The sequence below is a fragment of the Mucilaginibacter sp. KACC 22773 genome (assembly GCF_028736215.1).
GTDB lineage: Bacteria > Bacteroidota > Bacteroidia > Sphingobacteriales > Sphingobacteriaceae > Mucilaginibacter.
In genome coordinates this window covers 4,468,060-4,482,208 of record NZ_CP117883.1, presented here as the reverse complement: position 1 = coordinate 4,482,208, position 14,149 = coordinate 4,468,060, and the positions used below count along the sequence as shown (strand labels likewise).

Here is a 14,149-nt window from a genome sequence, read left to right as displayed (position 1 = left end):
AAATCATGAAAAAATTTCAATTTAAATTAATTATACCGCTTTGCCTGCTGTTAATATGTGCAGTATATGCGTGTAAAAAAAGCTTTCTGGATAAGCCGGCATTGGGTCAAATAGATCCAGCTTTGCTCGCTAATAAAGCTGGTGTTGAGAGTTTGTTAATTGGTGCCTACTCCGAACTGGATGGTTATGGTGGTAATGGTGCGGGGCAATCTGCGGCGCCATCAAACTGGATGTTTGGTAGTATTACCGGTGGGGATGCATACAAAGGCTCAGATCCGTCAGATGGTGCAAATGACCAAACCCCGGTAGCTACATTTATTTTACCGGCCACAAATTCATTCATAGTAGGTAAGTATGCCGCGCAATATGATGGTGTTCAACGTGCTAACGATGTTTTGAGAGGAATTCCAAACGCAAAGGATCTTTCGGCTGATGATGTTAAAAGAATAACAGGCGAAGCAAGGTTTTTAAGAGGCTACTTCTATTTTGAATTGCGCCGTAATTTCTTTATGGTACCTTATGCAGACGAAACCGCTACAGATTTCGCAAATATCAAAAACGATAAAGACATTTATCCAATGATAGAAGCGGATTTTAAATTTGCAATGGACAACCTTCCCGAAACTCAGCCTCAAAGAGGTCGTGCTAATAAATATGCTGCAATGGCTTATTTGGCAAAGGTTTATATGGCGCAGTCTAAATACACAGATGCAAAACCTTTGTTAGCTACATTGATGACTTCCGGTAAAACGGCAGGTGGTCAAACATATGCATTGAATGATCACTTTCAGCAAAATTTCAGTCCTGAAGCAGGTCAGAAGAACAGTGCCGAGTCGGTTTTCGCAGTTCAAGCTTCTGTAAATGATGGTTCATTGGGTAATAACAGTAACCAAGGTGATAACTTGAACTTTCCTTATAATGGTGGTCCTGGTGGTTGCTGCGGTTTCTTTAACCCGTCACAATGGTTAGCAAACTCTTATAAAACAGACCCGGTAACTGGCTTACCATTACTTGATGATTTTAACTCAGCACCTGCTGTAACTGATGTTACTTATACTGGTACATTAGATCCTCGTATTGATATTACTATGGGTCGTAAAGGCATTCCTTACCTTGATTGGGGACCACACCCTGGCGATGCCTGGATTCGTAACCCAGGATCAGACGGTCACTTCAGCCCTAAAAAGAATGTGTATTCAAAAAGTGAGGTTGGTACTAACACAAGTACGGAAAATACCTGGACCTCTGCTTTAAGTACATCAAACAATGTTAACCTCATCCGTTATTCTGATATCATTTTATGGGCAGCAGAATGCGAAGTTGAAACAGGTAGCCTTGTAACTGCAATGACTCTTGTAAACAAGGTACGTGCCCGTGCTCAAATTACCAGTGGCTGGGTTTATTTAAATTCACCTTATGACGCTTCTAAATCAATCTATACGGTTCAAACTACACCCGCTGCTAATTATAAAGTTGGTTTGTATACCGTATTCGCGACTCAGGAATATGCACGTAAAGCTGTTCGTTTTGAACGTAAAATTGAACTGGCTATGGAAGGTCACCGTTTCTTCGATTTACAACGTTGGGGTAGTGCTTATCAGGCTGCTGAAATTAATGCGTTCTTTGCGAGCGATAAATCAATTGACATCACATTGAAGGATGCTCATTTTACGCAAAATCAGGATGAGTATCGTCCTATCCCTCAGGCCCAAATTGACATTTCAAATTCAAAAGGCCCAATAGTTTTAAAACAAAATCCTGGTTATTAATTTTTGATAACCGGTTCAATTATTCTAATTTAGGTGGAGATAATTTTCTCCACCTTTTTTTATAGCCTACTGCCCAAAATTCATGAAGTATACCTATATATTTTTCAGCCTGCTTGTGTTTTTATCAGCCTGTAAAAAGTCGGCCCTTTTTCAACAAATACCCTCGTCAGAATCGGGCATTACTTTTAGCAATACCATTGTTGAAGATGATAAAATAAACCCCCTTACCAAGCTCAATCTTTACAATGGCGGCGGGGTAGGTATCGGCGATTTTAACAACGACGGCTTGCAGGATATATATTTTGTTGCCAATACGCTATCAAACAGGCTGTATCTTAACAAGGGCGACATGAAGTTTGAAGATGTAACCGCAAAAGCCGGGGTTGGCGGCAAAGGCGGATGGGGCAGGGGAGTGGCAGTTGTAGATATTAATAACGACGGCCTTGCCGATATATATGTTTGTAACACTTTGCTCGACGATTCTGTTAAGCGAATCAACCTGTTATACGTAAACCAGGGTGTTGACAAAGATGGCGTACCGGTTTTTAAAGAAATGGGTAAAGAGTATGGCCTGGATATTAACGTGCACTCTACCATGGCATCGTTTTTTGATTATGACAATGATGGCGACCTGGATATGTACGTTACTGTTAATGAAGCGTTAGCCAGCGACAATCAAAGTACCTTTAGGCCTACTATAAAAGATGGCAGTCACAAAAGTACAGGCAGGCTTTATCGTAACGATTGGAATGCCGCGCTTAAACACCCTGTATTTACAAACGTGTCAAAACAGGCAGGAATAACCATTGAAGGTTACGGGCATGCTACAACTATTGTTGATATTAACAAAGATGGCTGGAAGGACATATATGTAACCAATGATTTTTTACCTGATAATATACTGTACATCAACAATGGCGATGGTACTTTTACAGATAGATCGAAAGAATATTTTAAGCATACCTCATTTAGCGCAATGGGGCAGGATTTTGAAGATGTTAACAATGATGGGCTGGTTGATGCATTTGAAGTTGATATGAATCCCGAGGATAACTATCGTAAAAAGATGTTTATGCCCGGTAACAATTACCAGGTATTTCAAAATTTCGACCGCTATAACCAACAATACCAATATACACGCAATACCTTACAAATAAATAAAGGCCCGCGCCTGGGCCAGAATGATTCAATAGGCGCACCAATTTTTAGTGAAGTAGCTTTTTTAAGCGGTGTGGGGCAAACCGACTGGAGTTGGGGCCCAATGCTTACCGATTTTGATAACGATGGTTTACGAGATCTGATCGTGACCAATGGTTATCCGCGCGATGTTACCGATCATGACTTTATTACTTTCAGGAACAGCGCTTTTGCAATCGCGTCAAACAAACAAATCCTTGACCAGATTCCGATTGTAAAAATACCAAACTATGCATTTAAAAATACCGACGGGCTACAATTTACCGATGTAACTAAAGAATGGGGCCTTGGCACGCCATCGTTTTCAAACGGTGCGGCGTACGCCGATCTGGATAATGACGGCGCTATGGACATGATTATCAATAATATTGATGATGAAGCCTTTATTTACAGGAATACTGCCCGCGATAAAAATAAAACCAACAACAACTATTTACACATACAATTTAAAGGCGGTCCGCAAAACCTTGGCGGCATTGGGGCGTTTGCCAATATTTATTACAATCACGGCCAGCAGCAGGTGTATGAGAACACGCCATACCGTGGCTATTTGTCTACCATCCAAAACATAGCCCATTTTGGCCTTGGTAACGTATCCCAGGTAGACTCTGTTGTAATCAGTTGGGATAACGGAAAAAAACAGGTGCTGAAAAATGTAAAGGCCAACCAAACACTTAAAGTAAGCATGGCAGATGCCCGCGAGCCTTATTCGTTTAAACTCCCGGCCCAAAACACAGGCGCGCTTTTCCGCGAGATAACAAAATCGGCAGGCATTAGTTATAAGCACCAGGAAAAAGATTATATCGACTTTAACGTTCAAAAATTAATACCGCATAAATTATCGCAGTACACGCCGGCAGTAGCCGTTGGCGATGTGGATGGTAATGGTTTTGACGATATGGTAATTGGCGGTACAACTTTGTATCCGGCGCAATTATTATTGCAACAGGCCAGTGGCAAGTTTATTCAGCGCAATTTGCTGCCGCAATCAAAAACAAAGGTCCCAGCTTTAAACCCAATGGATATGGGGGCATATTTGTCGCAGGTTGCTGGTAATAAAGATGAAGGCGTACTATTGTTTGATGCCAATGGAGATGGCCATCCTGATTTATATATCGCCAGTGGCGGATTTGAAACCCAGCCAGGCTCCGTCAATTACCAGGATAGGTTTTACCTGAATGATGGCAAGGGCAATTTTATACTTCAGCCAGATGCTTTGCCCAAAAATCTCACCAGTAAATTGTGTGTAAAGTCTGTTGATTTTGACCATGATGGCAAGCTTGACCTCTTTGTATCGGGCCGGGTTGATCCATGGAATTATCCAAAACCGGTATCCAGCTTTATTTTGCGTAACGACAGTAAAAATGGTGTTATCAAATTTACCGATGTATCTGCTGCGGTGGCGCCCGCTTTAAAAAATATCGGTCTGGTATGTGATGCCACCTTTACCGATTTTAATAACGATGGCTGGCCCGATTTAATACTTACCGGCGAATGGATGCCTATAACCTTTTTGAAAAATGAAAAAGGGGTATTTAAAAACGTCACAAACAACACTGGGGTAGCCGATAAATTAGGCTGGTGGAATACCATTGCCGCAGGCGATTTTGATCATGATGGTGATATCGACTACATTGTAGGCAATACGGGCCTGAATACTTTTTACAAAGCATCAGACCAATATCCTATTTATATAACAGCTAAAGATTTTGATAATAATGATAGTTATGACGCCTTTCCATCGGTTTTTTTAAAAGATCAGGACGGAGTAAGGCAGGAGTTCCCGGCATTTGGGCGCGATGATATTGTAAAGCAAATGATTAGCATGCGTATCAAATTCCAAAACTACCGCTCTTTTGCTGTGGCCCCTATGGATTCGATAATCACCCCGAAAATGCGCGAAGGTGCTATCCGTCTGAAGGTAAACTACCTGCAGTCGTGCTATTTGCGCAACGATGGTGGCGGTAAATTTACAATGACGCCGTTACCAATTGATGCCCAGCAGTCTGAACTTTGCGGTATTACCGTTGATGATTTTGATGGCGACGGCAACCTTGATGTAGCCCTGAGCGGCAATGATTACGGTACCGAGGTTGCAACAGGCCGCTACGATGCATTTAACGGACTGGTGCTAAAAGGTGATGGCAAAGGTGGTTTTAAACCCTTAAGTATTTTACAAAGCGGTTTATACATACCTGGCGATGGCAAAGGCCTTGTTAAATTAAGAAGCGCCAAGGGGAATTATATGCTTGCAGCAACCCAAAACCGGGATGCCCTGAAGTTATTTGAGCTAAACCGAAGCATTAAAACGGTTGCTTTACAGCCGTTGGATGCTTTTGCAATCATCAAATATAAAAATGGAAAAATGACCAGGCAAGAGTTTTATAATGGTAGTTCTTTCTTGTCGCAGTCAGGCAGATTCTTTAATATTGAAAGTAATATGGCATCAGTAACAATAACTGATAGCTATGGCCACCAACGAACCGTACAGCTTAACTAATTACTTGTTTATGAGATGTTTTAAAATACTTTTAGCCGTTGCATGCTTATTTTTGATTTATAGTTGCGGGCAGAAAAAAACAACACCCTTGTTAAAAGACGCGGACGTGTTACATAACAACGTTGATCAGTTAACGCAGGTTATCATTTATGATGTGTTTACACCGCCTGTTGCAAGCCGTATTTATGGCTATACCACGTTGGCGGCTTACGAGGCCGAGCGTTATTCTGATACCAGTTATAATTCTATAGCCGCGCAACTAAAGGGTTTTGGCAATCCGCCGAAGCCAAAAAAAGATTTAAAATATAATTTTACGCTGGCTGCAACCAAGGCTTTTTTTACAGTAGCCCACAAAATCACCTTCTCGGTAGATACGCTGCAGAAATATGAAGATAAGGTTTATGCCATGTACAAGGACAACCTTGATGATTCTACTTATGCCCGCTCAATAGCATTTGGCACGCAAATGGGTAAATTCATCCTGAAACGTTCGGCAGTTGATAATTATCCGCAAACCCGTGGCAAACCTCGTTTTTTGGGTAACGACGGCCCTGGTCAATGGCGCCCTACGGCCCCAGATTACCTTGATGGTGTTGAGTTTTGCTGGGGTACTATGCATACTTTTGCTGTTGATACTTCAACTCAATTTAAATTGCCGCCGCCGCCCGCCTTTAGCGACGACAAAAATAGCCCATATTTTAAGCAGGTTGTTGAAGTGTACGAATTAAGCAAACACATAACCCCCGAGCAAACTACTATAGCCCGCTTTTGGGACGATAATCCTTTTGTAATTCAGCATAACGGGCACATGATGTTTGCCAACAAGAAGATAACGCCTGGCGGCCACTGGATTGGCATTGCAGCTATTGCCTGCAAACAAACCCATGCTGATGCTTTAAAAACGGCACAGACTTATGCGCTTACTTCCATAGCCTTGTTTGATGCTTTTATTTGCGGCTGGCAGGTTAAATATGAAACCAACTATATAAGACCGGTTACGGTTATTAACGATAAAATTGACCATGACTGGCTGCCTATGCTGCAAACACCGCCATTCCCCGAATATCCAAGCGGACATAGCGATATCAGCGCTGCATCGGCAGTAATGCTTACCCACTTGTTTGGCGATAATTTTGCTTACCAGGATACCAGCGATTTAAAATATATAGGCATGCAACGCCATTTCGATTCGTTTTTAAAAGCGTCCGACGAAACATCTATAAGTCGGTTTTACGGCGGTATTCATTATCGTAACAGTGTTGACCAGGGAGCTGTACAAGGACGGCAAGTTGGCGAATACATCTGGAAGAAACTTAAATTAAAAAAATAACGGTACTTAACGCTTTATATGCACTTCAAAATAAAATACCTGGCTACTACTTACCTGCTTTTATTTACAGTTTTATTATCGTTTGCTACGTTGATTTATGGCTGCAAACCCAAAACAAATGAGCCCTATAAATTAACCGGTAATGTAAAGTTAGATGGCGAAAACCTGGTACGATTGAAATGTACAAGATGCCATGCATTAACACCGATAAATGCCTTGCCAAAAGATGTCTGGATAAATCACGTATTGGTGAGTATGGCACCCATGCTCAAAATTTCTACCTACGGAGGGCAGTTTTTTAAACAGGATGCTAAAGATACAACCGGTGCAAGTATAGTGGAGTGGTTGGCTATTGTTAATTATTACAAAACGCTTGCGCCCGATACGCTGTTGCCCGGCAAAAAACCTACGCCGCTGGTTGAAGACTGGGCCGGGTTTACGTTAAAAAAGCCTTCGGCGTTTAGTTCAACCAGTTTTACTACCGCCATAAACTATAACCCGGCTACCAAAAAGCTGTATAGTGCCGATGCCGTTAACGAAAAATTATACAGCTGGGATAGTAATTTAAAAGCCGATTCGCTGGCATCAATGCCATCGGCGGGCGTTGATATCAGTTTTGATAAAGAAGCAGGCAGTAACATTGGTTTTGTATCAGCTATTGGCCGTATGGCACCTGTTGATTTCCCTAACGGCAAAATTGTTAAGCTTAATCTCGACGCTAAAGACGTTCACGCTTCTGAAACTTATATCGCATCAGATTTGCCCCGGCCGGTGCAAACCATTGTGGGGGATTTTAATAAAGATGGCCTGAACGACGTTGTAGTATGCGGGCAGGGCGATAAAAAGGGCGGTATTTATATGTTGGTTCAAAATAAGGACAAAACCTACACCCAGCAGGTTATTTTAAATAAAGCAGGATCGGTACAAGCTTTAAAAGGCGATTTTAATAAAGATGGATGGCCTGACGTGATGGTTTTAACGGGCACAGGCGACGAAGGCCTGTGGTTGTTATTAAATGACCAGAAAGGCGGATTTACGACGAGAAAACTACTTACTTTCCCGCCAACAAACAGTTCAACCAGTTTTCAGTTGGTTGATATGAATCACGATGGTAATCTTGACCTGGTTTATACCTGCGGATATAATTACCATGATTCGCGCATTTTGAAACCCTACCATGGCCTGTATATTTTTACCAACGCGGGAGACTGGAATTTTAAACAAAAGTATTTTTACCCGATAAATGGGTGTACCAAAGCAATAGCAGCTGATTTTGATGGCGATGGTGACGTTGATATTGCAACAATAGCCTTTTTTGCCGATATGCAAAACACACCACAGGAGGAGTTTATTTACTTTGAACAAAACAAGCCGTTTGATTTTAAACCGCACGCTGTGCCTGTAAGTAAATATGGCCGCTGGATGTGCATGGAAACTGCCGATTTAAATAACGATGGTAAGCTTGATATTATATTAGGTAATTATGCCGACGGGTTTAAATTCATCCATGGCCTGCAACCGCAATGGGATAGAAATTTACCACTGATTGTGCTTGAAAATCATACAAAAAAATAGGTTTTACTATAATAGAGTATATAAATAAGCGTCTATCTTCAAGCTTTGAAAACTGCGTCGGAAAACGGGATAAGTGTAAATGATTAATAAACAAAAGTTTTTTTTCTATTCATTAATCATTGCGCTATTTGCTTCGCTCGCACTGTGCGGCAGTTGCAATAGGGATAATGGGCAGGCAGACGATGAAAGGTATATTGAGGAGGGCAAGCAACTGGCTCAAAAGCGTTGTTCCACCTGTCACCAGGCGCCAGATGCATCTTTGCTTGATAAAGCAACATGGGATAAAGGTATTTTGCCTGCCATGGCGGCTAAGTTTGGGGTAAGGCCCTTTATGGGCGACTACCTGGTATACTCATCATCAGCCATATCAAACGCCGATTGGCATAAAATTGTCATGTATTACAAAAGCGCTGCGCCCGATAAATTGGTTATCCCTAAGCCCAATGCGGTGAAAGATTGGGCTATTTTTAGCCTAAAACGACCGGCAAAGACGGATACAGCTGATGGTATAGCCATGACAACCATGGTTGCGTTTAACCCTAATGATAAAAGTTTTTACACCGGGGGGGCGGGCGATAAGCTTTATAAATGGGATAGCGGCCTCAACGCCACAGTTGTCAAAAAATTCCAGTCGCCGGTGGTTGACGCTGAATTTTTTAAAACGGCTGTAAATCCTAATGGCGCGGTTATTACCTGTATCGGAGTATTACCCCCTAATGATCAGCTCAAAGGGAAACTGATCAGCATTAACCTTAATAGTAAATTAAAGGGTAAAGACTCGGTTTTAATTACCGATAGCTTGCCCAGGCCGGTAAAAAGCGCTTACGCCGATTTTAATAAAGACGGTTTAATGGATTATGTATCCTGCGGATTTGGCCACAATAAAGGTGGCCTATTCCTGGTGCAGCAACAACCGGCACATCAATTCACAAAAAAAATCATCAGGGCAATGCCGGGGCCAAGTCAGCTTTATATAGATGATTACAACAATGACGGCTGGCCCGATATTGTATGCCTGTTTGCCCAGGCTGATGAGGGGGTGTGGTTATTTCTGAATGACAAAAAAGGAGGGTTTACTACGCAAAACCTGGTGCGTTTTCCATCCGTGTATGGATCAAGCAGTTTCCAGTTCATTGATTTTAATAACGATGGCAAACCTGATATTTTGTATACCTGTGGCGATAATAATGATTACTCGCCTATATTTAAGCCCTACCACGGGGTATATATTTTTACCAACCAGGGCAACTGGAAGTTTAAACAAACTTATTTTTACCATATAAACGGATGCTCAAAGGCTATGGCCGCAGATTTTGACCATGACGGCGATCTTGACCTGGCCGTTATCGCTTTCTTCCCCGATTTTAAATACCATCCTTCCGAAGGTTTTACTTACCATGAACAAACAAGCCCTGGCAAATTTAAAGTGCACGAAATCCCGGTTAACCCTTATGGCCGTTGGCTCGCCATGGATGTGAACGATATTGATGGCGATGGCAACATGGATATAGTTTTGGGTAATTTTTCGGTAGGCGCAAAAGGACTTATCAACCAAAAAGATTACAATCCTAACTGGGACATGTATTCACCCATCACCGTATTGCACAATATTGCCAAAAAGAGCCACTGAAAGTTGCATTTGTATCATTTGTATGATAAAATGATAAATAAGTACAATATCAACCTGCCGATTGTTAATTAGTTTTACCGTTGTTAATTATTGCCCAATGGGTGTTTCGATACCTATTCATTGATTGGCCGGCGGGCATCCCTGTTAAAAAATCATTATGATGAAAAAAACTATTAATGCGGTATTTGGTGTTGTTGCAGCCTCTGTTTTGCCCGCCTTTTTGTCGGCTCAAACTGCCCCTGTAAAGCAGGTTAAACTTGTTAACTTTGATTTGCAATCTTCAGCGTTGATTAACGCCAGCGGTGCCGAGTTATCAAGTATCCAATACCATTCGTCCATATACTGGTTTCCGGTTAGGGTACCTTCAACCGTGTTAACGGGGCTGGTGGCCAATAAAATTTATCCCGATCCATACCAGGGATTAAATAATATGCTGATCCCTGATGCATCAGATCAATTTAATAAAGAATATAACCTGGAGCAATACAGCCATTTACCCAATGATCCTAATCCATGGAAAAAGCCTTACTGGTACCGTACCACATTTAAAGTTTCAGCGACAGATAAAGGCAAGCAATTTCAGCTGATATTTAAAGGCATCAACTACCGCGCAGCAGTGTATTTAAACGGCAAACAAATTGCCGATAGCACCCAAATGGCCGGCATGTTTGCCGAGCACAACCTGGATGTTAGTAAAGCTATAAACGCTGGTGGCGAAAACGCGCTGGCTGTAAAAATTTACCCATTGGATTATGCAGGTTATCCGGCAAAAGAACAGTTAAAGGCCCTTGGCCCATTCTATGAAAACGGTGGCCCTACCGGCGATATTGGCAAAAACGTTACCATGCTTTGCTCTGCCGGCTGGGATTGGATTCCGCCTGTACGCGACAGGAATATGGGTATCTGGCAGCCGGTTTTTTTACGTACTACGGGCGCAGTTACTATAGGCAGGCCAAAATTGGTAACCAATTTACCAAACCTGCCAGACACAGGTATTGCTAAACTATCTTTAAAACTTACTTTATCAAATAACACTTCAGTTACCAACGCGGGTAGGCTAACCATCAGCATAAAACCCGAAAACTTTGCAGGGCTACCTGCGCAGTTTACGCAAGCAGTTTCTGTTCCTGCAAACTCGGGTAAAGCGGTTGATTTAAACGCCGATAATATTAGTCAGCTGATTGTTCATCAGCCTAAACTATGGTGGCCAAATGGCTACGGTAAGGCTAACTTATACCGTATCCGCCTGCAATATGCCGATGCTAAAGGTATAAGCGACGATACTACTTTTGTTTTTGGGGTGCGCACAGTATCATCAAAAGCCGAAAAAGTGAACGGCTTTGTACGCCGCCAGTTTTATGTAAATGGCAAGCTGGTACATTTAGTAGGAGGCGCCTGGGTACCCGATATGATGGTAAACCGCGATTCGGCCCGGTATGATTACGAGATGCACCTGTGCCGCAATGCCAACGTTAACCTGGTGCGTATTTGGGGCGGCGGAGTTACCGAACCTGATGCGTTTTGGAATGCAGCCGATAAATATGGCCAGATGGTTTGGTCGGACTTCTGGATCACCGGCGATACGCAGGGTGAGTTTAAAGGCTCGCCGGACTGGCCTTTGGAAGGCAACGTATTTACAAAAAATGTACAGAGCACTATTTATCGTATCCGTAACCACCCAAGCCTGCTGGTTTGGACCGGGGGTAACGAAGGCCATGCCCGTAAAGAATTGTACGATAAAATGCGTAACGATATTATTGAGCTGGATGGCACCCGTCCGTTTATCCCAAGTTCATCGGGTTTTGCCAAACTGCCCGAAGGCTGGAAAGGCTCGTGGCCGGATGATATGCCATCTGGCGTATACAGTGGCGGCCCTTATGCCTGGAAAAATCCTAAAGACTATTACAAACTGGCCAACCTTGCTCATGACTGGGTATTTAAGGACGAAACAGGTTTACCATCGCAACCACCTTACACCACGCTGCCTAAGATAATCCCTAATTTAACGTGGGATAAAGCTTTACCTTTCCCCTTAAATAATACCTGGGGTTATCATGACGCCGCCACCGGCGCGGGTCAGTATGATAAGTACTACGACGAAATGGTAAAACGCTATGGCGCACCAAGCAGCATCGTTAATTTTTCGGATAAGATGCAATTCCTGAACTACATTGGCTACCAGGGAATTTTTGAGGCCGATGGCCATAAGTTGAACGAAACCGGTGGTGTTATGCTTTGGAAACTGAATGCCGCGCTCCCAAGCGTTATCTGGCAAATTTATGACTGGTACCTGGAGCCAAACGCTGGCTACTACAGCATGCAAAACGCCTGCGAGCCGGTGCATATTCAATATAACTACGATAATTCGAGCGTGGCTATCATTAACCGCATGCACCATGCTACAGGTAGTTTAACCGCTACTGCCGATGTTTTTGATATCGATAGTAAACTCATCAAATCTATTAAGTTAGATCATGTTGGTTTGGCTACAAATGGTGTGCAGGAAATCATTCAGCTTAAGGATGTTTTGGCAGGTACACAAGGTGTAAGCTTTGTGATACTTAATTTGAAAACATCGGCAGGCAAAGCGGTATCGCACAATGCTTACTGGCTATCTGCAACAGATGAATTCAAAACGCTTAACGATATGAAACATGCACAGGTAAGCGCCAAAATTATCAAAACCGAAAAAGGTACCGTAGAAAGTAAATGGACCGTTCAATTCACCAACACCTCAAATAAACTGGCCTTTTTTGTTCGCCCGCAACTGATGAAAAACGGCGAAGAAATTATGCCAAGCTACTGGACGGGCAACTATTTTACCCTGGCCCCGCACGAAAGCATAACCCTATCGGTAACTGCCCCGGCAGCCAGATTAGGCAGCGGAACCCCAACCATATTACTGGAAGGCTGGAATTTAGATAAGCAGACTATCGTCTTATCCTCAAAATAATGATATAAATATTGTTTAAACAAAAACGCCTGGCTCAAAAAGTCAGGCGTTTCTGTTTTTTATCATCTCCACATCTGTAATCTGCACACTTGCATATCAAAAACGCCCCCTTCAGGGGGCTGGGGGGCTTGGCTCCTGCTGGCTTAAGCAATGGAAGCTACCCAGCCCCCAGATAATATCTGTCGAATCAATCCCCACAACTTCGCGGCCGGGAAAACATTGCTGGATGATCTGCAACGCTTTATCATCATTTGCTGAATGATAAGTAGGTACTACCACCGCCGAGTTAGCAATGTAAAAATTAGCGTACGATGCAGGCAAACGGGTGTCTTCGTAAATCACTTCATCGGGCATCGGCAGCTCAACCACGTTAAGTTGTTTGCCGTTAAGCAGGCGCATCGTTTTAAGTGCTTCAAGGTTTTCTTGCAGAAGATAGTAGTTATCGTCGTTTTTATTTTCTTCAACAACGGTAACAACAGTATCTTCATTTACAAAACGGGTAATATCGTCGATATGGCCATCGGTATCATCGCCAACAATACCATCTCCCAACCATAAAATTTGTTCGGCACCGTAATAGTTACGCAGGTAGCCTTCAATTTTCTCCTGGTTAAGGTGTGGGTTGCGGTTTTTGTTGAGAAGGCAGGCAGTGGTTGTTAAAATAGTGCCTTTGCCATTAAAATCGACAGAGCCGCCTTCCATGACAATCCCGGGATTAAATACCGGCAAGCCAAAGTGTTGCCCAATTTTAGTAGGGATTACATCATCCAGATCAAACGGCGGATATTTACCACCCCAGGCGTTATAGCCCCAGTCAACAATGGCTTTTTGTTTGGTATCCGGGTTTATCAAAAACGCCGGCCCGTGATCGCGGCACCAGGCATCGTTGGTAGCAAATTCAAATAACTCAATTTTGCTCATATCCACCCCCGCATTTTGCAGCTGGAAGGCTACCGAGGCTTTCATGTTTTCATCAACCACGTTAATGCGTACTAATTCGCCCTTGGTAAGTACTTTAATGAATTCAATGTAGGCTGGATAGATCAAGTCTATTTTACCAGGCCATGAGGCTTCCTTGTGCGGCCAGCTCAACCAGGTGGCAGTATGTGGTGCCCACTCGGCTGGGAAATGAAAGCCAAGCGAAGCAGGAGTTTGTATAGTAGAAATTTTTTTATAGTCCATAGTCGATTGTCCA

7 protein-coding genes are annotated in these 14,149 nt (G+C 42.8%); 6 read left to right on the top strand and 1 reads right to left on the bottom strand.

Annotation, left to right across the window (positions count from 1 at the left end):
* Positions 1–5: 5 nt before the first annotated feature.
* From PQ469_RS18195 to PQ469_RS18170, 6 genes are all read left to right on the top strand, one after another.
* Positions 6–1,769 (top strand): RagB/SusD family nutrient uptake outer membrane protein, encoded by a 1,764-nt coding sequence (locus tag PQ469_RS18195; protein WP_090645550.1) that lies wholly within the window; start codon positions 6–8, stop codon positions 1,767–1,769.
* Positions 1,770–1,851: 82 nt separating this feature from the next.
* The gene (locus tag PQ469_RS18190; RefSeq protein ID WP_274208957.1) at positions 1,852–5,466 is read left to right on the top strand and encodes a VCBS repeat-containing protein; all 3,615 of its coding nucleotides are present in this window, start codon (positions 1,852–1,854) and stop codon (positions 5,464–5,466) included.
* An 88-nt stretch (positions 5,467–5,554) separates the two neighbouring features.
* A complete protein-coding gene (locus PQ469_RS18185) occupies positions 5,555–6,796 on the top strand; it encodes a vanadium-dependent haloperoxidase (RefSeq protein WP_274208955.1) in 1,242 nt (413 codons plus the stop codon).
* 18 nt (positions 6,797–6,814) lie between these two features.
* Positions 6,815–8,371, top strand: coding sequence for an FG-GAP repeat domain-containing protein (locus tag PQ469_RS18180; protein WP_274208954.1), 1,557 nt, complete (start codon positions 6,815–6,817; stop codon positions 8,369–8,371).
* 79 nt (positions 8,372–8,450) lie between these two features.
* Positions 8,451–10,001 carry an FG-GAP repeat domain-containing protein gene (locus tag PQ469_RS18175; protein WP_274208953.1) on the top strand — a complete coding sequence of 517 codons (1,551 nt, stop codon included), beginning with the start codon at positions 8,451–8,453 and terminating at the stop codon, positions 9,999–10,001.
* A 157-nt stretch (positions 10,002–10,158) separates the two neighbouring features.
* The gene (locus tag PQ469_RS18170; protein WP_274208952.1) at positions 10,159–12,954 is read left to right on the top strand and encodes a glycoside hydrolase family 2 protein; all 2,796 of its coding nucleotides are present in this window, start codon (positions 10,159–10,161) and stop codon (positions 12,952–12,954) included.
* Between the two features lie 111 nt (positions 12,955–13,065).
* Here PQ469_RS18170 and PQ469_RS18165 read toward each other — a convergent pair whose 3' ends face one another.
* Positions 13,066–14,136, bottom strand: coding sequence for an agmatine deiminase family protein (locus PQ469_RS18165; protein ID WP_274208951.1), 1,071 nt, complete (start codon positions 14,134–14,136; stop codon positions 13,066–13,068).
* Positions 14,137–14,149 lie beyond the last annotated feature (13 nt).

Excerpts from the sequence above, each read along its gene's own strand:
- PQ469_RS18170 (WP_274208952.1), top strand. The coding sequence starts at position 10,159 with ATGATGAAAAAAACTATTAATGCGGTATTTGGTGTTGTTGCAGCCTCT.
- PQ469_RS18180 (WP_274208954.1), top strand. The coding sequence starts at position 6,815 with ATGCACTTCAAAATAAAATACCTGGCTACTACTTACCTGCTTTTATTT.
- PQ469_RS18195 (WP_090645550.1), top strand. The coding sequence starts at position 6 with ATGAAAAAATTTCAATTTAAATTAATTATACCGCTTTGCCTGCTGTTA.
- PQ469_RS18190 (WP_274208957.1), top strand. The coding sequence starts at position 1,852 with ATGAAGTATACCTATATATTTTTCAGCCTGCTTGTGTTTTTATCAGCC.
- PQ469_RS18165 (WP_274208951.1), bottom strand. The coding sequence starts at position 14,136 with ATGGACTATAAAAAAATTTCTACTATACAAACTCCTGCTTCGCTTGGC.
- PQ469_RS18175 (WP_274208953.1), top strand. The coding sequence starts at position 8,451 with ATGATTAATAAACAAAAGTTTTTTTTCTATTCATTAATCATTGCGCTA.